The organism is Streptococcus mitis, assembly GCF_946188685.1.
GTDB classification, from domain to species: domain Bacteria; phylum Bacillota; class Bacilli; order Lactobacillales; family Streptococcaceae; genus Streptococcus; species Streptococcus mitis_CC.
Genome location: NZ_CAMHWH010000004.1, coordinates 82,719 through 101,642, shown reverse-complemented (window position 1 = coordinate 101,642; position 18,924 = coordinate 82,719). Strand labels below are relative to the sequence as shown.

Below are 18,924 nucleotides of genomic sequence, written 5' to 3'. Positions count from 1 at the left end.
TTCCTAGTAAGCCATAAGGCCGTCAGCGCCGTTATTCAAAGCGTCTACAATGGTTGCATTCAAATCATCCAATACATTGGCATACTGGCCAGCGTTGTTAATGGAGTCAATGTTGGTGACAATCTCTGGTTTCAAGGTAATAAAGTTCTGTTGCCACTTCATAGTCGCGACATCCTTAATTAACTTGATGTATTCATCGTCCAGTTTGATTTCATCTTCAATCTTGCCGACTTTGTCTAATTTACCACCAGTAGGGTTGTGCCCACCGCCACCGCCTTTTCCTCCGTCTCCTTGTCCAGGGGCTGAGCTTGCTGGGCTGAGTTCGTAAGGTGTTTTTCCTTGGTCGCCCAAGAAATTATTTCCTGCACCGTTGGCATCTCCAGTTCCTTTGAAGAAACCACCGACAGCCTTATCGATACCTTGACCAAAATTATAACCGTTATTAAATGCTCCACCGACGCTACCAAATTCAAGATAATCCAGTTTTGGAGCATCAAAATGCGGTGTTTTTAAATTAGCCTGATGTTGGAGAATCCCGTCCGCTAAATGCAAGCCTTCAAAGGTTTTCTTGACTGGTTTCTCCATATCACCGATAGCTCCAGCAATATCGCCGGCGAAGTTCGTCCGACCAAGAGAAACCGTTCCAACAGCGCTTAGATTTAGACCGAACCCATTTAAGAAGCCAATCATGCTATTAAATCCGCTAAGAACAGAGTTAATCATGCCCTCGACTGCACTGATAACACTATTAACCATGCTATCAACAAAACCTGCGATAGCAACAGCCATAGATTTACCTCCTTGGGCAATATCATACCAAGCGCTTTGACACATAAAGGCCATCTCATTCCAAAGATTCACAATACCAGTAACAAATGCATCGATTAATTGAAGTAGCCCAGCAATCAATGTCAAGATAAAACTATAGATTCCCATTCCAATCGCCATGATTCCGTTTATTAATCCAAATACTACCTGCATAATAAGATTAATTACAAAGATAATGATATTGATAATCCCGAGAATCACATTCCAAATCATCATACCCAGGGCGAATATCGCTCCCATGATAATTCCAGTGGCTGATAAAGCTGCACCAGTAAGATTGTTAAACCATGCGACCAAGGCATAGAAGAGGCCGATAAGAATAATGACTGCCATGACGATCAACATGATTGGATTCATTGCCATCACTGCATTCAAACCAGCCATTGCAGATTTCGCAACATTTGTAGCAATACTAAATAGATTAGTCACTATACTTGCTGCGTTCATTGCGACTATATAAGTCCCTATAGCTATTGCTACAGCAATAATAATCGGTTGAATAACAGACCAGTTATCGATGACAAATTGAGCAATCGGCGCTAACATACTCCAGACAGCCCCAATCATATCCATAGCAAAAATAACGGCTTGGACGACATATTGAATCACCGTAGCTACAATTTGGGCAAATTGTTGGAAGGCTGACGAGTTCACTATCTGATTTATCTTAATCGATATTGGCTCAAACGCCTTGGTCACAAAGTTCAGGAAGTTCTGCCATGCCCTGCCCCATGTCATTGGCATGTTGCGGAATTGTTGATCAATCGCTTCGCTTGCATCTAGCATGGCAGTTTTGACAATGTCGGCTGTAATCTTACCGTCTGCTCCAAGTTTCTTAACCTCGCCACGGCTAACACCTAGCTTGTTTGCGATGGCTTGGATTAAGGCTGGTGAAGTCTCAGCTAGAGAACGTAACTCATCACCCTGCAATTTACCACTAGCCATAGCCTGAGTAAGCTGAAGCATAGCGCTTTTTTGTTCTTCAATGCTTGCTCCACCGACTACAAAGGATTTATTCACGGTTTCCAAAAAGGCAATTGTTTCGCCATTGTTTTGGAAAACATCGCCAGCCTGCATCCGCATCTTAGCGACACCGTTTGCCATGGTTGTATAGGCTGAGCCTGTACGTTGTGCGGATGTATAGATAGACTTTTGTAGTTCCTCTGTCGTCTGCATACCGTCACGAATCATATCTAAACGAGCGTGCATATTAGCATACTCGTCTGACATACCTATAGCTTGTTTGGTAATTTTACCGACTGCAATACCAGCTAAAGCGGTCTTCAACAATCCTTTCAAAGATACTAACCTACTTAGTTTGTTAGAAGCATTATTAGAGGCATTCCCTAAATCTCTTAGAGCCAGTTCTTCTTTTTTTAGCCCTGCAGCTGCTAGAGTTGCGCTATTTACAAATCTACCATTGATATCAATGACTCGCCCAGCTTTATTGACAAAATATTGACCAGAATCGCCAGCTTTTTTCATAGCGGATTCTTGAGCCTTCATGGCTTTATCTATGCCAGAACCTGCGTTTTTGACACGCTCCATAGTCGCATAGATTTTACTTAAAGTGCCTGTGACTCTATCGGTCAAAGACATGGTTGTTTGTATATTTGCCAATAGAATCACCTCACTTCTTCATTCTTTTACGTTGTTTCGCCTCTTCATGCATGACTGCAGCGAAAAAGGCTTTTTCTTCTACATCCATATTCACAAATTCACTAGGGCGAATGTAATAGTTTACGAGGGCGAAGTAGGCAAGTTGTGCCTCCGCGTCCTCTTTTATTAGTTTTTTGCCTCGTCAACCTTGTCTTGGAATGTTTGGTTGATACCGCTGAGTTCGGTCACAGCTTCCAAAATCAAGGCGCTTTCGCCCCAGTTAAACATAGTACCGAATAGCTCAGAAGCTCCCATTGCTCCATAAGAATCTTGCAATTCTTTATCGTTAAGGTCAGGAACCACGATAGACGCAATACAGATTTCACGGTTATATTTAACACCGTCAAAAACACGCTCTTGACGTCCGTTACGACCAGGCTTATTGACAAAGCAACGGTCATTGATTAAGTCCGCTTCACGAGCGCTCAACACTCGAATTTTAACTGGTTCCTCAAAAGAAGGAAGCAAGACATCCTTAGTCTCTTCCCCTTTTTTGTTTTGTTTCAAAAACGCTTGTAATCCACTCACCACTATTTCCTCCTTGTGTTAGTATGTAATTTCTTGGAATTCTGATAAGATATCAAAATCTTGGAATGTGAAGTCTGTTTCTTCGTCAATGACCTCATCTGCTGATCCATCTAGTTTAAAGATAAGTGATTCTTTGAACAGAACACCTTTCAAAACAATGGTATAACGACCTGCACGAGATGTGCGATCTTCATTGGTACACTTGATATCAATACGAGGCAACAAGCCGTTTTTAACGTATTCCAAAGCCATTTTCTTCAATTCAGGACGATGGTAATACATCTTCACAGTTCCTGTACCTTCTGCACCGACAATCTTACCACCCTTCATACGAGAGTTAAGAGGGGTAACATCAGCTTTTGTGTATTCAATTTTCGCTTCTAGAGAGATAAGCTCTGCTAGTTCGTACTGCTTGTCATTGATTGTAAAGAAGACCGTTCCTTCTTTAGCTGACAAAGCATCTAATTGGTTCATAATAGCCATTAGCTAGTTTCTCCTTTCTTAATCACAGATAACTGTCATGTACAAGATTTCCATAGCATCCGTCAAGACAACTGGCAAGTTAACCACGACTGATTCTTTAGTGATACCTTGTGAAATCTCAATATCTTTCGCTTTATACTCCAAGGCTTGCTTTTGAGCAAGTGGGTCAAGGACCATTGTGATGATTCGTTGTTTAAACAGCTCACGACCATTCACGTTGTTTGGTACTTTACCAATGAAGTAATTCTCAAAGATATACTTGACATTAGCATTGATATTATCCATTGTACGAACAAGTTTATTCTTACCAAAAATACGACTGTGTTCTGCCGTATAGCTAGTAAATGAGTTCACATCTGACAGGATAATAACTTTTTCATTTCGATAAGCAAAGATAAGCTGACCTTTATTGATGAGCTTTTCAGCCTCTGCTTCGTTCTTACGCTCACAGTCGATAGCGCCTGGATAAGACTTGAATGTATTGGATTGTAAGCCAGCCCCTGCGTACTTACCAGCTACGAAGTATACACAGTCCTTAGCGCTTAGTTTCGTACCGTCGCTTAATGTAACCCCGTTACCGACTGATACAACACCTTCATCGTCAGCATCCGTGTAATCATTCAAGACTGCAATAACTGAACGACCAGCGTCACGCCATTTCTTGATATGAGCCGTAACAAGTGCTTTTGTTGCACTTTCATCTGTACCCAGAGCCAAGACACGGAAGTCTTGAGTATCGAGTGCGTTTAGGAAATCTTCAACCTCTGAATTGGTTGTAGCTCCATCGGTACCACCTTCAAGTAAGATTGTTTTATCTTCTGTTGTTAAAGTACCCGTTACATTCACATAGTCATTCTTAAATGGCAAGGCTGTGATGATTTGTTTATCAACTTCTTTTCCGAAGAAAACGGTTGTTACCTCAAAACCAGTCTCAACTTGCTTCTTGAAGATAACATGAATATGGTTACCAGCCAATCCTTTGTATTTAGCTGTAACGATCATATCATTTTCTGTTTTCGTCGCTTGTACCCCAGTGTTATTCACACCATTATAGACAAGGACCTTACCAGTTCCTTTCAAGGCTTCACGAATCGGAAGAAGTTCATCAATCGGTTTACCAAATAGGCGACGGAAGTTACTTGTACCATCAACAAGTGTGAAGGCACCAGGTTCTCCCCAAGATCCAGCAATCATGACTGCTGCAATCGTATTGTCTTCCAAAGGAATAATCACATCATCTCTTGATACGAAATTGATGTAGGCCTTTGGAACTCGTTTATTCTGTACTGTCCATTGTGCCATTAGTTAGCCACACCCTTTCTCCAGTCTTCTAAAATGCGTCTTACTTCTGCTAGTGAGTATGACTGGTCATCTTCCAGCAAAATGTTTAACAAAGTTGCATCATCTTCAAAATACTTGAGTAATGCCTCTTTACCAAATTTATCTTCAGTGGTTGGTACCACTGGTTCGGTTACATAACCTACTTCTTCAATCATTTCCATGAGAAGTTTCACCTATCCTTTCTAATATTTGCATTGTCGGTTCTTCTTCAACCCATCGTACGTATCGAGTGATTGTGAATGTGCATATCAAATCATTCGCATTGTATTCCACCTTCAAATCATTGATAGGGTACTTATCCCCTAAATAACGAAAGGAGGGTGAATTAAACACCGTTTCAATCTCCTCAAACTTCTGATACAAGTCGGTTGTTTTTTCGGTGTAGTAATGCAGCAAGACAATAAAAACCTGCTTATCGTTTTGGTTTGCCAACCGCTTCCGAGTCACAGGCTTCACATCTACAATAAAACAAGGTGTTTTCAATCCTTGTTGGATTTGTTCATCATATACCTTGCACCCAAACACATCTTTGAGTTGCTTGATGACGAGTGGTCTAATACTATAATCCACCTAGTTCCTCCTTTAGCCTCTCTTCGATTTGTTGCGTGATTTGTGGGATTTTCTGTTTAATCTGTTCTTCTGTCAGCCTCATCATGAAGCGCCCTTCTACCCAAGGATTGACCAAACGCTTACCAATGGCAGGGACATAACGCCCTACTTGTTGACGATGTCCACTTTCGACGAAAGAAGCATACTCCATAGGGTTAAATGCGATAACTTCGTACACATTCCCATTTTTGCTTACTTCCATCTTCCATGATTGATTGAGCTTACCAGTGAGACCCTTTGGTGTTCGCTCCTTAACCTCTTTCAAAAAGGCTAGGCCGATATCTTTAGCAGCCTGCATAAACTCAGAATCAATGATTGCTTGAGCTCGTTCAAGTCGTTTCAAGAACTTTTGAACATCACTATCATCATAACCACTCATGTCGTCTCACCACAATTTCTTGATGTGTGACATAGACCATCGGGTCTTCACTAGTCAGGTATTTAATGCCGTCCACGATCAATTTACTACCAGCTTTGATAGTGAATTTAGGCGAACAGAAAATCTTGTGTTCTGTCTTGAGTTGATGCGCTTCGTTCTGCTCTGTATTCACTAAGTTACGAACAGAGACACGACAGGGAACCTTCTTGTAGATTTCTTTGAACTCTACAAAATCAGCTCCGTTGGGTTTCGTACCCTCGACAGTATCAAACACATCCATCTTTTTATCATAAGTCCATTCAATGCTTGGTGTTGCCTGAGATAAGACATCATTGATATTCATCCTACCACCTCAACTTTCTGAACCGCTGTAACTGGCTGGTAAAGTCCAGCAAGACACTTTCAGCACGTCTGGCAAGGTCTGACTTAGCCAATTCGACACGAGTATCTCCAACAGAAATATTCTTGCCTTGGACAGCTTGGTCAGGATTACAAACAACATAAACCATCTGAATGGCCACAAATCGCAATTCTAAAGGAAAATCCTCACGATTGCAGTAGTTAAGAATGTTCTGCATGATTTCATCGACTACTAACTCTTCTGGATAGCATGAATAACGTTGTTCATACAAGTCAATCAAGGCTTGTCTAGCATCTTCATTATGCTTTTGGATTTCTTCCGATGTTCTCTTCTCCATCAGCAGAACCTCTCTTTCTACTTATCGTCTTTAGCCAATTTCTTAGCCAATTTGTCAAGCTCTGCTAGAGCCTTATCACGTTCAGCAAGAGCTTGGTCACGTTCAGCAACTACTGCTCTGTACTCTTGAATAGTGTAAGTGCGTCCGCCAGTAGCAGATTCAACTACAGCATACTCACCGTCACGAATTTCGACCACATCATAACCATCTTCCAAGAAGGTTACTTTTTCTAGTTCGTCAATGTTGAGGACACGGTTATCCTTTTTTACTGTTAACATTTTCTATCCTCCTTTTTTAAGGTGCGACGACAAATGCTAGGCCTTCATGCTTAGTCTTGAATAGCAATACATCATCGTAAGATTGTTCATAATACAAGTAGCTACCGCTTGAAGAAGCACTTGGTGCGTCAAGCCCTACGAATTCATATTTTTGCGGTGCTGCCATACATGGAATATGAATCAAGAAGAAATGGATTTGTTTAGCAGTTGGGTCAACCTTAGCGCCATTTGTGAAGTTGTACACGGTCTTCATGCGATCAGATGGAATAGATGGTTCAATCGTCACATCGTCCAAACGACCAATAGAACGGTCAATCACTGTCCCTTGTCCGTGGATATTGACTGTACGGCCAAATTGCTTGATGTTCTTGATCATACGTTTAACTGCTGGGGTACAGAAAATAACACGACCTTCTGCTGGTACTCCAGCTTCGTCCATTTGTTCCATCAACTCATCGAAGGTTGCGAGGAAGTTTTCCTCAGTCAAGTTCAATGACTTAATTTGTTTACTTTCTGTATCAAGTTCTTTCTTACGAGAGAACAATTTAGATACCATGAATTTATCCATTTCTGGAACTTTTTCAGTATCATTGAATGTTTTAGTGATGTTAGCAATGGAAGTAACGTAGTTAGTTTCATCAACATCTGATGGGTCTACTAATGTTGACCAGTAACGCTCGTTAGTCAATGTGTATGTTTCCCATTGGTTTTCATAGTTAGCGTCAATATTCGTAATCGTGCGACGTGTACGATCTTTACGCCCTTCCTTAATCAAAAGCCGTGGTACTTTAACTTCTTTAGCCCCTGTGAATTTCAAAAGCGTGTTTGATGGAGAGTTCCAAAGTTTTTGAGTGAATAACAATCCGTTTTCACTGTAGCGGGTTTGCAAACCTTGTTGGTAAGATTCTGCATAGTTCAATGTTGCTGGCATATCTGTTCCTCTTTTCTATTTTTTGATTATAGATCTGACGTAAACGCATTAATCATCTGCGTTGTCAGGTCGTTAGCAACTGTTTCTTCTTGTGTTGCCCCTTGTGGCTTAGCACCAGCGATGTGTGGTTCTACAGCCTTTTCTGGAGCAAATAAAAAGCCTTTAGATTCCTTCAAAGCCGTCAACTGTTCATCTAATCCAGTCACCGCTCCGTTATCACCTAATCCTAATTTAGACTTGTCTAGTAGACTAGACACGATTCCAGCGTCATGAACCTGACCGCTCAAGTGCATTTCAATAGCATGATCTAGTTGCATTGTCTTGAGTTGTTGTTCATGTTCCTTCTGTTGCGTCTTGTACTTGCTGTCCAAGTCTGAGTATTTTTGTTGTAAGTCAGCATTGCCCTCAGCGTCTTTCTTGAGCTGTTTCATGTCCTTATCACGCTCTTTCAACTGGTCTTGCAAGCCCTTGGCATTATCTTCTGCAGCAGACACCTTCGCTTGTAAGTCCTGTGTTGATTTCCCGTGTTCGGTCACAACTGCTTCAACTTGTTCTTCAGTCAATCCTAACTGTTCCAAAAATTTACGATTCATTTCTTTTCCTCCTGTACGTTTGTTTTAACGTGGCAACGACCACGACATTTTGGTAAAGTAAAAAAGCCTTTTAACGCCATGCCTAGGGCGAAAGAAAACCGTACGGGATTCCATACGGTTAGGTTTTATAATTCGATTCCTTCGATTTCTGATCGAACTTCTAGCCAGTATAGATACTGACCCATGGCGCACTTTTGATTTTTTAAAACTTCAATTGAGCATTTTGGCTCAAAATTGAGCGTACCAGCTTCGTATTTGATAACTGTTTTATGTAATTTTGTATATTTATCCTTAAGCGCATTGTATTCGTCGATAAAACGTCTTTTCCAATCTTCCATGTCTTTATTCCTTTCAAGCATAAGAAAACCGCCTCGATTTCGATGCGGTTAGGTTATTTTTTAATTTCTTTAACTTCTTTGATAACTTGTTTTACAAACGCTATGATAAACAGCATCAAGAACAAAAATACCAACCACCCAAAAGCGATTGATACTAAATCCCAAATAAACATGCCTTTACTCCTTTCTGAGCATAAGAAAAGCACTTAGATTTCTCTAGGTGCTTTGGTAATTGTTAATAAGCAAATTCAAGTTTTGGTTTTATATCTTGATAAAGTTTTAAGATTTCAGGAGGAGTATCCTCACGGAAAATAAATTGTTTCTTTCCTGAAATAGTTTTATCGCCAACAATCCAGTGGCGGATTTGTTTTGTAAAAATCAAAACTTCTTTGCTAGGCATAGCCATTACTTCCATGATAGAACCTCCTTAACTTTATTTAACAGATTTGGGTCTGTAATCTTATCCCCCAATACCCCGACTTCAGCAACCAACTCATTGATGTTATCGTTGTAAAACGCAATAGCTGCATTATCGCTAATACTATAAAGATAATTATAGTCATGTTTCAATTGTTCCTTGACATATGACACTAATGGGGAGTTCAATTCAGACATTGCTTGTTCGACACTATTATACCGCTTTTTGTTGGCTTTGTAAAATGCTTTAGCAGAGTCCCAATGTTTTTTATGCGTTAATTCATGAACCATGGTATCTGTAATATTTTGAGCGGCAAAATAATTATCAGATAGAACTTTAGCAAATTCTATTTCCGAATGAAGTGCATCACTCACAAATAGAATATCCTGTTTATAATCATACCCAGCAAATCCAGGTAGTCTTGATTTTTTCAAAAAAACAACTGTTGGAGTTGGAAAATCATTTAATTCCTTAAGGCTTGATTGGACATTAAAAACAGTATCTCTGATTTTCTTTGTGTTATCTTGTACCCAAAAATCAAAATCTGTTCCATTCAATTTCTTTGTTTTAACTCTGATATCATTTCCAACTGCAAAGGAGCGTTGTTTAGCCATTAAGTCCATTGTAAACATATCCTGATTATACATCTTTTCCCCGTCTTTCGCAAACAGTTTTTCTTTAATCGCTTCCCCTTCACGCTCCCATCCTGCAAAGATTTCGTCCAAAGAACGTTGCTCAGTGGCTAGTTTTACTGAGCCGTCGTTTTGCAAGATATTGAAGTAAGGACTAGGCTTATCAGACTTAACCGCAGGCCTGATAGTAGAACGACAACGAACATGAAAGGGCGGTGCGGTTCGACCTGATTCATATTCCTTAACAGAATGAACCTCGTGATTTTCTAACCTACAAATCTCACTTGTACGACTGTCTAATACCGCTACGATTTCGTAATGGTCGCCACCTAATTCCTTGATAGTATCTAGTGTTGCAAGATTATTATAAAAGGTCGTCTCAGTCCTGACAAGCGTATCTGCTCGATGATAGGCGACTCCTGTACGCTCAGAAAGAGCCCTAGCCATTCTATCAATAGACCAGCCACCTGTTAGGCCTTTGTTCAAGACATCACTGATTGCTTTATAAGCAACTTCTTTATGAACCCACACGTTTTCAGAAAAGGTCTTACCACTCCAGTTACTAGCCATCTTATGCTTAACTGCATCGACACCTAATATTGGTTTCTCTATAATTCCAAAATGAGCCAAGTTCTTAGCTTGATGGATTTTACCTTTGATGTAGACGTCGCTCAGAGCCTCTGTGACCTTGTCATGTATGCCGTCTGGTTTACCGTATAACTCAGCCGTTAGACGCTCAATTTCGGCAAGCAAAGCCTCCTTGCGACTGATACGATGGCGATAAGCCAAGGCGTCCAACAGTGGTGTCGGTGTATCAGGATTTAAGGCCATCTCACGGAACCTTTCAAGGGTTACATGCTTAAACTCTCTACGCTCTTTATCTGTCAGATATTGCTTGGCCTCTGCATGAGTCATCTTGTTATCAACCGCATACCTGGCATAAAACTTCTCAATCTCAGAAATTAGCTGGTGCTTATAGTCTGCAAAGGATTGGCCAATCTGTGCCATGTACCTATCAGCAACTATCTGAGCGTTTTGTTCCTGTTGTAAAGCTCGCTCAATCCAGTGCTCATCTATCTTTTTCTTGTCCTTGGTCGTCATGGTCTTCATCTACCTTTTTGAAATTAGTCTGAGAGTATGGATCTTGTCCTTGTTCCTGTTGTTCTTTCAATCGTTTCTCAACCTCTGGTTGATACCATGGATGTTGTTCACGAATGCTTAGATCGTCTAGGATACCGATTGAGTTTACACAATCTTGAATAGCTTCAGACTCATTTGAAATGATGTCACGGTTAAATACATAAGTAAATTTAGATGAATCAAACGCTACTCCTTTGTTAGCTGCATACTGTTCTACGAACCAAAGGAATTGCTTGATACCTTTTTGGAACTCATTTTCTAGCTCATTACAGTCCAAATCAAGGTCTGTATAGCGCCATTTAAGAGCCTGACCGCTGGCATTACCTAGATTGTCATCTTGGGTATCAATGGCTCGTGCAGCCTCATACAAAAACTTACGAGAGCGTTCAATATCTGTTTCAACTCCGCTAGTATCATTGTCTGCTTGCAGGGTATCTACACCACCATCGCTAGAAACCTTGATAGAGCGGAACTTATTCAGATTATTCATGAACTCGCCCAGGTCTGCGCCTTGATAGTTTTTCAAAACATAAATCAACTTCGGCATATCTGCCAGCATATCAGCATTAGTAGACATTTGAAGTTGAATATTATCAATCAGAGACTTGGTTTGGACTAAAAGACCGTCCTCATACTCGTTGTAACGGAATGGAATCAGAGGGACTTTCTCCCAAGTATAAGGGGTTCGTGTGCCGTCAGCGTTGACGTAATAAAAATTCCCCTTGGTCTCCTTAGACAGTGGATTGAGTTCAAGGTGTGAACCTGTCCAGATATAATCTGTAATTCCTTTTTCATCGTAGTATTCTACAAAGGTTTTGGTCTTCTTCACTCCGCTTTCGTAGACGGCTTGATTATAGACACGTACAAAGGCAGATAATTCCAAATGACGCTCGTCTTTCCAAAAAGGGATAATCTGTTCGCTTGGGATTTTAAACAAGCGTAGACGGCCATTCTCGTCGTAATAAGGCAAGCCATAAGCTATCCCTTTCATCACCGCTTCCTTACCGAGCGACTTAATCGTAGATAAAAGATCCTCGTCAAACACGCTGTCTAAAAAGTCTTGTGATTCTTCTCCTTCAAGAGAGATTGTTGGTTTTTTAGAAAATAAATAACCGACCTTCTGGTCTACCAGCTTCTTAAACAAACCCAATTCAATCCTTGAATTCGTCCGCCAATCCACATCTACTTTCTTATTTCGAATATCCGTGCGATTTCGATAGTAGTTGTAAGCCTCTTTCATCGTGCTTACTTTCTCAGAATTTTGGTGTTCTTTTATCTCAATCTCTAGTATTTCATTTTGGGTTGTATTCTTAATCAACAACCGCCTGATTAACCATTTAAACCAATTACTCAACATTTCTCCTTCTCCTACCAGAATGATATTCCTGGCTGTCTCATATCGTCTTCAAACGCATATCTTGTAGCGTCGATTGTGTGGTCGTTTACTTCTTCTAGCTTGGGTTTAGGATTGCCATCGCGGTCAACTGCATAGTCCGCACTTTCGAATTCTCGTGCAATATTCGGTGTGCGTTCTGGATCTATCACAATTGCATCCAAATCATCCAACCAGCGCTCTCCATACTCACGACTATCAGGACCTTTCTTAGCACCTTGAACAAGCGGAATATTTAGCTGCAGTTTTAACTCATCAATCGACTTAGGTTCTGCGCTATCACAGGTTATCATCTGAGATTGATAGCCTTTCTCACGGATTCTTTCAGCCAATTCACGGTTGCTAATCTTCACGCCATAAATCTCATCAATAGCGTAGATAACTCGTTTCTTCTTGTCGTAATGCCATCTTACAAAGGCCAGAGGGTCGTTGGCGTAACCAAAGTCGTTCCCTTGCCGAATGTTATCAAACCTTGCTATTTCCTCGTCTGTAATCTTTTGGAATACCAGATTTTCAAACGGTGCTACACCAGAACCGATAGCCTCACCCAGATACTCCCAACGGTAACGCTTCTCTGAACGTTCTCTCGTGGCCTCTGCTTCTTCTATGAATGCTTGGGATATATATGGGTTATCTAAGTAAGTCGAATGGTGTACGTGGGTGTTAGGAGGCTGTATGACACTCTCATACTTCTTATTCACCCAAGACTGTTTTCTTTTTGGAGGATTGTAAGAGTAAAAGAATTTATAAAAAAGACCATCATCCAATTCTCCACGTAGGAGCGAGTTGGTGATTGTCTTTACTTCATCTTCAGTTTTAAACTCAGCAAGCTCTTCAATCCAGCCGATTGCGAATGGAAAACGGCTGTCTTTCAAGGACTTAATACGCTCTGGATCTTGTGCACCACGGAAGATAATATAATTTCCTCTTGGGATATAGGTTATCTTCAAAGGGGACTTATTAATCTTAAATAAATGACTAACCCCTTGCTCACTAATCGCCCATTTCAATTGCTCATAGACCGATTGTTCTAAGGTATTATCCGTCTTACGAATACACACGGCATTGACTGGATAGCGCATAATCAGTTGAATTATAGTGTGTCCGAGGTCGCTTGACTTACCAGAACCACGCCCACCCTTTTCAACCACATGTAAGATTTTAGGGTCTAACGCTGCACGCCACATAGAGTAAAAAGCCTTTGGGATAAATTCGCTCATTCTACGCTTCATCGCTAACTCCTATATCATCAACGAATTGAACAGCCGAAGACATCTCGATTTCTTTTCTCTCTAAATACGCACCATTCACTTTGAATATATGATCTAGGGAACGTTGTCTTTCTTCAATTGTCGGAGTAAATTCATAAGTCGTTTCAAATATTTCAACACCTTCAGCAGTCTTTACAGTTTTCTTAGAATATCCTTGTTGAGTTTCCCCTCTAGCGATACTAGCAGAGATTGCCAAGGCTTCTGCGATTGACATTGAACGTTCGTCAAAAAGTTCTTCTGTACGTTTTTTAATGTATTCAGAAATGTCAACTTTTGTCAACAATCTTTGTCCTATAGACCTCGCTGTTTTATCAGAATACCCTGCTTTTATTGCAGATTGTGTTGCATTTCTACTGATGATGTACTCATCAGCGAAGTGTTTCTGTTTATCGTTCATTTTCCATCACCACCTTTTTTATAATCAAAAAAAGCCACACGATGTGCGACCTTTTTAAGACCTCTCACAGGCTTTGCAGGAATCGAACCCACGATAACAGTTTTGGAGACTGTTGTGTTACCGCTACACTAAAAGCCTTTTTTTAAAATGCAAGGCGACTACTACCTTGCGTGTTAATTAGAAATAAATTTTCTGATTTATTTTTTTGTAGTCATTAATAACCTCTGAGGGAATCAAACCCTCTAGCTTATAACTTACCTAGGATATAAGTAGCTACGCATCCATGCGAGGTTCGGTCGCTTCTGCAACCATTTTTTAAGTTAATGAGTGATATATGAATGCTAAGCCTACTGCCTACCCCATTCTGGGACACAAACACTCAAACGGCGATGTCCGGACTCGAACCGAAAAAAATACATAGGAGATAAATCACTTTACGCCTGTCACCGCCAAAACGAGGCCGAAGCCTCGGAAATAAAATGGAAAATATAAGGAGTTATCAGTGCGCTTACCGCCTTCAGCTGATAATACTATTTTAGCAGATTATAACTATCATTTACTATCGTTATTATCAAACATTTTAGACATTTTAGCTAACGCTCTACCTCTTGTTCTTTGGATAGTTGCTGGGCTACATCTTAATTTTCGTTCGACTTCATTCCACGTTAGGCCATTGATATAAAGCAACCTCATCACAATGTTTTCAAACGGATCATCAAGAGATTCAATCGCTTGAATCATCTCGTCACGTTCACGATAAATCGACCTAATTTCCTCGTACAACTGTTCTGACTGGTCGATAATCGATACATTCAAATCTTCAGTCTTATTCTTGTTATCTCTAGCTTTAGGCATCGAATCAAACGTCTGCCCTCGTAAGATACTAGAACGCAAACTAATCAATTCTTGATGTTTCGACTTAGCTTTTATATCGATATATGGCAAAGCCTTCAACCTCTGTTTAATATCTACTGTCAATCATACACCTCGATTCCAAAGAATTGACAAATGTCTTCTGCCTCACATTCAGAAATTTCCAAACCTCTCTCCCAACAACTTATGATTGTTGAAGAATATCCCAAATGCTTTGCTAATTCTGTACGAGTAAGTCCTTGTTCCAAACGTTTTTCTTTCAAAAGCGCATTAAGATTTCCAATCTCACACTTCTTGAATAAAACATCTCTGTCCAATCCCAACTCTTTTGACAGACGTTCTTTCTGACGATCACTTGGTATCAGACCTCGTTCCCAATTTGAAAATGTCTTTGGACTAATACCAAATCTCTTTGAAGCTTTTCTTAAAGATAGACCTTTACCAATTCTCCATAATCTAATCTGTTCTGAAAAAAAATTACTATTCTTCATCATCTACCTCGATCTTTATCACTTTCCTGCCATTCGGATATCTATTCCAATAAGATTTCCAAGAGTAATATTTTATTGACGCTTCACTTATCCCTGTTTCTTCGCTAATTTCCTCAAGTGTTCCTAAAGTCACGAACGTATCACCTTGATACAAAGCGTACTCACTCATGCTCCATCTCCTCGATAAGCCAGTCAAGGTTCTTACGTGCTTTCTTCAGGTCTTCAAGACCGTTTTTCTTCTGGAATCGCAGTTGATACTTCAAGGCATTTCCAAGATAAAAACCTTTCAGCTGTTCTGGTGTCATGAAATTCCTTAAGGCATCGATAGACTCCATGCCATATCGTCCTTGATAATGGCTTGGTTTGTTTACGTTGTCAATTATTTCTGGATTCATTCCTTATCCTCCAAAAGCTCAGGGTTTTCGTAGATATTCCCCACGACCTCGCAATCCGTATGTCGTAACCACAATTCACATCCGTGTTGTTTAGATTCAAGACGATATGCTCCACCACGATGTCTTACAACCTCGTAATAAGTGGGTTCAGAATAGACATCCTTAGACATTTTGACTATATCCCCCTCAAAGATTTCTTTACCGTTCTTATCCTTGAGTCCTGTTGATTGCATGAGATATTCATCATCAATCGACCATCCTTTTAAATTGTTGCAGGTAAGCTTTTTGCTATCGTTCGCATAGACATTACCATTCCAGATAATCAATTCGTCATTAGCAAACATCTTTTGTCCGTGCTTATCCCACGCTCTAAACTTCGGTTTCATAATCTCACCTCATCTCCAATCCTCAATGATTCGTAGCTTGTTTGCGTGACTACGAAAATGCCATAATTTTTAATAGTGATAGTATACATGTCGCCAATCTTCTCCTTTTGTAAGACTCTGCCTTTGATTTCTGCACCTTGATTGTCAGCTTTATAGACGATAATCGGGCGCTTTTCTTCTAATTTTTTGATTTGGATGCTCTGCCAGATGTTTAGACCAGCAGATAGCAGAATCCAGATAGCTATGAATCGTTTCATGTTCACTCCCTGTAATTATTGTAAATTTCAATAGCTGGAATTGATTCATTATCAATAGCAGAAGTAATTATTAGCTCGTTTCCAACTTTTTTCTGAAATTCTAGCAACTCCTCTATCGAATTAATTTCGATAAAATGCCCCTCTGCACCGTTCGGGAATTCTCTTTGTATTCGACCTTTAGACGTTTTATGATTAACTCCTTCAGAAAGCCAACTGCCTTCTAACCTAGAAAATCGCTTATCAAATTCTTCAAATGTCGAACAGCCTCTAACTTCTATTTTTGTGTATTTTTTAATCACGGCGTTAGGGATTTGATTTTCAACCCACCCGCTTGTGCTTGTTAGTAAAAATTCCATCACTCCACCTCTTTTTCTACAGTAATCGTAAATTCACGGTCATTTATGTTTAAAGGTAGAACTGCCCCTGTTTTTGAGTCACTTTTTAGCAAATCCAATACAATTTCTAAAACTTGCTTACCTAAAATCAATTGTGTCTCTAAAATATTTTGCTCATCTGCCATCACTCCACCTCCTCAGCGTTCTTAAGAGTAAATCCGACTCCATACACTAACAAGTAATTTTGAAATCTTACAAAGTCTTCAATCAATTCAGCTTCTTGCACATCGTACTCGCCAATTTCATCCAAAAAGTAATCTATATCCTCATGTTGCACACTGCCATACTCAGTTTTTTATGTGATTCATTTCAAATTCGCAACCATCTACATCAATTATGTAATGAATGCCATCTGTAGAATTTTCATATTTATAATTCTTGATAATCATCCTTCCACCTCCTCAATCTCAATACCTTCACAATTGAAAACCCAGCCGAAGCCTGCAGCTTCTAGTTCTTTGCGGGTGTGGTTTCCTCTTTTTGAACTATCATAACTTGTTGCGAAAAAATACCTTTTTACACCCCAGCCGTAAACTAATTTATTTTCTTTGATTTTTCCTTTAATCTTAACTGTATACCACTTTTCTTTCTCGACCTCGTAGCCGAATTGATGCATGTTGACGAGGGTTTGAAACGAGATTATTGAACAGTTCATCCATCTTTTAAATTCCGATTCCTCTTGATGATTCCAATTATAGATGTAATCCCAAATATAATGGTTTAAATCATGTTTTTTCTTCTCATACCAATCCGCCACAAACTGCGGAACTTTGACTTTTTCTGGTTCGTCTAGTTGTTTTATTAGTTTAATTGCAGTTTTGGTCGGAATACCTTCAACTACAGTACTAAATAAATTCAAACTATAAATACCAATTTCTTCAAATTCTTTAATCAATTCCTGCTTATTCATCTTCCAACTCCTCCACTTTCTTTCTTAATTCTTTATTCTTTTTCTTTAACAAATCACGCTCCAGCGCTCTAATCCGTCTCTTGCGTGAATCACACGGCTTCGAATACTCGATTATCTTCTCTTCGTTTTGCTCGATTGTGCGTTTTAATCCGTCGATTACTGTCTGTTTGTTATATTCCATGGTTTATCCTGCTTGTTTTTCTAGCCAGTTAAAGAGCAATCCGAACTGCTCTGTCACTAGTTCATCATCATTGTATTGCTTACAAATTTCGCTAATCGACGACACTGCCCATAGCCAATAAGTGTCGGAAGCAAAACCGACTTCTTGGCTCTTCTGATTGCTGCGCGCCATCCATTCTGGAATTTGTCTGCTAAAGAAATCAATGTAGTCAATTCTCATGGCAATTCCTCAATCTTGATATAGATCCCAACTGTGTCAGCCCAGAACTTCTCAGCAATCTCACTGGCCACTTGAGCATCATCTTGCCAATATCCCAGCTTCGTCATGCAATCCTTGAGCAACTTCTGAAGATTGTCTGTATCTGGCTTCGTGGTCTTGTACTGACCATCGTAGCTTTTTTTGATACGAGGGAAACACCACTTAACCGTCAGACGAATAGCTCCTTTAAATTTATCAGGAGGAACATACTGGGCGAGCAAGCTCTCAAATTTCGCTCTGGCATTTTTTAGGTCCTCTGGCTCATAAAAGATTGGCTTACCAAATCTAGCATTTACCTTTTTTTGCTGGTGAGTCGTTGTCGGAATCTTTTGCATAGGTAAAAAGAATTCAATCATCATAGTCTACACCTTTCCACTGCCCCGTTTCAGGATTGTAGACGATGTAGCCAGCTGTTTTTAATTGGTCTTTTACCCAGTTTAAAAGAGTCGGCTGATTTGCAACCCATTTCAAAACTTCAGAATCGGAATACCAAAAATCTTGCCCTGGCAACGTGTGATAAAGTGGTGGCATTTTTTTACCTATTTCCAAATTCACTGAATACTTTTTCTTTCGACGTCCCATTTTTATTTTTTCCTTTCTTTTTATACGCGCCTAAGTTCAGAGTGAAGGACAGGGTTACAGGGTTACAGGGGGCGTAGCTCAATCGCCCCTGTTCCTGTACCTGTTCTTCTGAACTCTCAGGGACATTTCCTAAATATCTCTCCTCAAGGAGGGAGATATTCTGTCCCTAGCTTTGTCCCTGAATTTCTCGGGTTTGTCCCTAGAGCTAAAAATCCGCATGGTTGTGCGTTTTCTCAGGGACATTCTCGGGTTTGTCTTTGTCCCTAGAGACACTCCAGAG

At 40.1% G+C, this 18,924-nt stretch carries 32 protein-coding genes and 1 tRNA gene; all 33 read right to left on the bottom strand.

Translation table 11 applies throughout. The features are described 5' to 3' along the window. Positions 1-3: 3 nt before the first annotated feature. The 33 genes from N8N51_RS05135 to N8N51_RS04975 all read right to left on the bottom strand — a co-directional run bounded on the left by N8N51_RS05135 (position 4) and on the right by N8N51_RS04975 (position 18,644). Positions 4-2,448, bottom strand: coding sequence for a tape measure protein (locus N8N51_RS05135; protein ID WP_261103731.1), 2,445 nt, complete (start codon positions 2,446-2,448; stop codon positions 4-6). 165 nt (positions 2,449-2,613) lie between these two features. Continuing rightward, complete coding sequence (locus N8N51_RS05130) at positions 2,614-3,015, bottom strand: phage tail assembly chaperone (RefSeq protein WP_049500668.1); 402 nt, start codon at positions 3,013-3,015, stop codon at positions 2,614-2,616. 18 nt (positions 3,016-3,033) lie between these two features. Then, positions 3,034-3,498, bottom strand: a complete 465-nt coding sequence (locus N8N51_RS05125) for a phage tail tube protein (protein ID WP_049500573.1) — start codon at positions 3,496-3,498, stop codon at positions 3,034-3,036. Positions 3,499-3,516: 18 nt separating this feature from the next. Continuing rightward, positions 3,517-4,800 (bottom strand): phage tail sheath family protein, encoded by a 1,284-nt coding sequence (locus N8N51_RS05120; RefSeq protein ID WP_261103730.1) that lies wholly within the window; start codon positions 4,798-4,800, stop codon positions 3,517-3,519. Next, on the bottom strand, positions 4,800-5,000 hold the full coding sequence (locus tag N8N51_RS05115; protein ID WP_261103729.1) for a hypothetical protein: 201 nt from the start codon (positions 4,998-5,000) through the stop codon (positions 4,800-4,802). Before N8N51_RS05115 ends, N8N51_RS05120 begins: the two co-directional genes overlap by 1 nt. Beyond that, positions 4,987-5,409: a phage tail terminator family protein gene (locus tag N8N51_RS05110; protein ID WP_261078032.1), complete on the bottom strand. Its 423-nt coding sequence runs from the start codon at positions 5,407-5,409 to the stop codon at positions 4,987-4,989. The genes N8N51_RS05115 and N8N51_RS05110 overlap by 14 nt, the downstream gene beginning before the upstream one ends. Further along, positions 5,399-5,827, bottom strand: a complete 429-nt coding sequence (locus N8N51_RS05105) for an HK97 gp10 family phage protein (protein ID WP_261091222.1) — start codon at positions 5,825-5,827, stop codon at positions 5,399-5,401. Before N8N51_RS05105 ends, N8N51_RS05110 begins: the two co-directional genes overlap by 11 nt. Next, positions 5,814-6,170 (bottom strand): hypothetical protein, encoded by a 357-nt coding sequence (locus tag N8N51_RS05100; protein ID WP_261103728.1) that lies wholly within the window; start codon positions 6,168-6,170, stop codon positions 5,814-5,816. Before N8N51_RS05100 ends, N8N51_RS05105 begins: the two co-directional genes overlap by 14 nt. 1 nt (position 6,171) lies before the next feature. Beyond that, on the bottom strand, positions 6,172-6,525 hold the full coding sequence (locus tag N8N51_RS05095; protein WP_261103727.1) for a hypothetical protein: 354 nt from the start codon (positions 6,523-6,525) through the stop codon (positions 6,172-6,174). Positions 6,526-6,542: 17 nt separating this feature from the next. Further along, the gene (locus N8N51_RS05090; RefSeq protein ID WP_125393409.1) at positions 6,543-6,803 is read right to left on the bottom strand and encodes a hypothetical protein; all 261 of its coding nucleotides are present in this window, start codon (positions 6,801-6,803) and stop codon (positions 6,543-6,545) included. A gap of 16 nt (positions 6,804-6,819) precedes the next feature. Beyond that, entirely contained in the window at positions 6,820-7,734 is a 915-nt protein-coding gene (locus tag N8N51_RS05085; RefSeq protein WP_261103726.1) for a capsid protein, read from the bottom strand. Positions 7,735-7,760: 26 nt separating this feature from the next. After that, positions 7,761-8,327: a phage scaffolding protein gene (locus tag N8N51_RS05080; RefSeq protein ID WP_261103725.1), complete on the bottom strand. Its 567-nt coding sequence runs from the start codon at positions 8,325-8,327 to the stop codon at positions 7,761-7,763. 125 nt (positions 8,328-8,452) lie between these two features. Continuing rightward, entirely contained in the window at positions 8,453-8,665 is a 213-nt protein-coding gene (locus N8N51_RS05075; protein WP_261103723.1) for a crAss001_48 related protein, read from the bottom strand. A 235-nt stretch (positions 8,666-8,900) separates the two neighbouring features. After that, positions 8,901-9,080, bottom strand: coding sequence for a hypothetical protein (locus tag N8N51_RS05070; protein WP_261078025.1), 180 nt, complete (start codon positions 9,078-9,080; stop codon positions 8,901-8,903). Continuing rightward, positions 9,071-10,825, bottom strand: coding sequence for a minor capsid protein (locus N8N51_RS05065; RefSeq protein ID WP_261103722.1), 1,755 nt, complete (start codon positions 10,823-10,825; stop codon positions 9,071-9,073). Before N8N51_RS05065 ends, N8N51_RS05070 begins: the two co-directional genes overlap by 10 nt. Then, positions 10,785-12,212 (bottom strand): phage portal protein, encoded by a 1,428-nt coding sequence (locus tag N8N51_RS05060; RefSeq protein WP_261103721.1) that lies wholly within the window; start codon positions 12,210-12,212, stop codon positions 10,785-10,787. Before N8N51_RS05060 ends, N8N51_RS05065 begins: the two co-directional genes overlap by 41 nt. An 11-nt stretch (positions 12,213-12,223) precedes the next feature. After that, entirely contained in the window at positions 12,224-13,480 is a 1,257-nt protein-coding gene (locus N8N51_RS05055; protein WP_261103720.1) for a PBSX family phage terminase large subunit, read from the bottom strand. Beyond that, a complete protein-coding gene (locus N8N51_RS05050; RefSeq protein WP_261103719.1) occupies positions 13,470-13,916 on the bottom strand; it encodes a terminase small subunit in 447 nt (148 codons plus the stop codon). Before N8N51_RS05050 ends, N8N51_RS05055 begins: the two co-directional genes overlap by 11 nt. 67 nt (positions 13,917-13,983) lie before the next feature. Further along, positions 13,984-14,054: transfer RNA gene (locus tag N8N51_RS05045), tRNA-Trp, on the bottom strand. A 414-nt stretch (positions 14,055-14,468) separates the two neighbouring features. Continuing rightward, positions 14,469-14,894 carry a DUF1492 domain-containing protein gene (locus tag N8N51_RS05040; RefSeq protein WP_049500604.1) on the bottom strand — a complete coding sequence of 142 codons (426 nt, stop codon included), beginning with the start codon at positions 14,892-14,894 and terminating at the stop codon, positions 14,469-14,471. After that, positions 14,891-15,280, bottom strand: a complete 390-nt coding sequence (locus N8N51_RS05035) for a helix-turn-helix transcriptional regulator (RefSeq protein ID WP_261103718.1) — start codon at positions 15,278-15,280, stop codon at positions 14,891-14,893. The genes N8N51_RS05040 and N8N51_RS05035 overlap by 4 nt, the downstream gene beginning before the upstream one ends. Further along, a complete protein-coding gene (locus N8N51_RS05030) occupies positions 15,270-15,449 on the bottom strand; it encodes a hypothetical protein (protein WP_049515365.1) in 180 nt (59 codons plus the stop codon). The genes N8N51_RS05035 and N8N51_RS05030 overlap by 11 nt, the downstream gene beginning before the upstream one ends. Next, on the bottom strand, positions 15,442-15,675 hold the full coding sequence (locus N8N51_RS05025) for a DUF3310 domain-containing protein (RefSeq protein ID WP_049500610.1): 234 nt from the start codon (positions 15,673-15,675) through the stop codon (positions 15,442-15,444). Before N8N51_RS05025 ends, N8N51_RS05030 begins: the two co-directional genes overlap by 8 nt. Next, on the bottom strand, positions 15,672-16,061 hold the full coding sequence (locus N8N51_RS05020; RefSeq protein ID WP_261103716.1) for a YopX family protein: 390 nt from the start codon (positions 16,059-16,061) through the stop codon (positions 15,672-15,674). Before N8N51_RS05020 ends, N8N51_RS05025 begins: the two co-directional genes overlap by 4 nt. After that, positions 16,058-16,318, bottom strand: coding sequence for a DUF1372 family protein (locus N8N51_RS05015; RefSeq protein WP_153195582.1), 261 nt, complete (start codon positions 16,316-16,318; stop codon positions 16,058-16,060). Before N8N51_RS05015 ends, N8N51_RS05020 begins: the two co-directional genes overlap by 4 nt. Before the next feature lie 2 nt (positions 16,319-16,320). Next, positions 16,321-16,674 (bottom strand): hypothetical protein, encoded by a 354-nt coding sequence (locus N8N51_RS05010; protein WP_084887138.1) that lies wholly within the window; start codon positions 16,672-16,674, stop codon positions 16,321-16,323. After that, complete coding sequence (locus N8N51_RS05005) at positions 16,674-16,838, bottom strand: hypothetical protein (RefSeq protein ID WP_261103713.1); 165 nt, start codon at positions 16,836-16,838, stop codon at positions 16,674-16,676. Before N8N51_RS05005 ends, N8N51_RS05010 begins: the two co-directional genes overlap by 1 nt. Then, a complete protein-coding gene (locus N8N51_RS05000) occupies positions 16,838-16,963 on the bottom strand; it encodes a hypothetical protein (RefSeq protein ID WP_261103712.1) in 126 nt (41 codons plus the stop codon). The genes N8N51_RS05005 and N8N51_RS05000 overlap by 1 nt, the downstream gene beginning before the upstream one ends. Positions 16,964-17,098: 135 nt before the next feature. Further along, the gene (locus tag N8N51_RS04995; protein ID WP_261103711.1) at positions 17,099-17,623 is read right to left on the bottom strand and encodes a DUF1642 domain-containing protein; all 525 of its coding nucleotides are present in this window, start codon (positions 17,621-17,623) and stop codon (positions 17,099-17,101) included. Continuing rightward, positions 17,616-17,804 carry a hypothetical protein gene (locus tag N8N51_RS04990; RefSeq protein ID WP_261103709.1) on the bottom strand — a complete coding sequence of 63 codons (189 nt, stop codon included), beginning with the start codon at positions 17,802-17,804 and terminating at the stop codon, positions 17,616-17,618. Before N8N51_RS04990 ends, N8N51_RS04995 begins: the two co-directional genes overlap by 8 nt. Positions 17,805-17,807: 3 nt before the next feature. Further along, the gene (locus N8N51_RS04985; RefSeq protein WP_049500623.1) at positions 17,808-18,023 is read right to left on the bottom strand and encodes a hypothetical protein; all 216 of its coding nucleotides are present in this window, start codon (positions 18,021-18,023) and stop codon (positions 17,808-17,810) included. Continuing rightward, positions 18,020-18,418 (bottom strand): RusA family crossover junction endodeoxyribonuclease, encoded by a 399-nt coding sequence (locus N8N51_RS04980; RefSeq protein ID WP_261103776.1) that lies wholly within the window; start codon positions 18,416-18,418, stop codon positions 18,020-18,022. Before N8N51_RS04980 ends, N8N51_RS04985 begins: the two co-directional genes overlap by 4 nt. Further along, entirely contained in the window at positions 18,411-18,644 is a 234-nt protein-coding gene (locus N8N51_RS04975) for a hypothetical protein (protein ID WP_261103707.1), read from the bottom strand. The genes N8N51_RS04980 and N8N51_RS04975 overlap by 8 nt, the downstream gene beginning before the upstream one ends. Between the last annotated feature and the right edge of the window lie 280 nt (positions 18,645-18,924).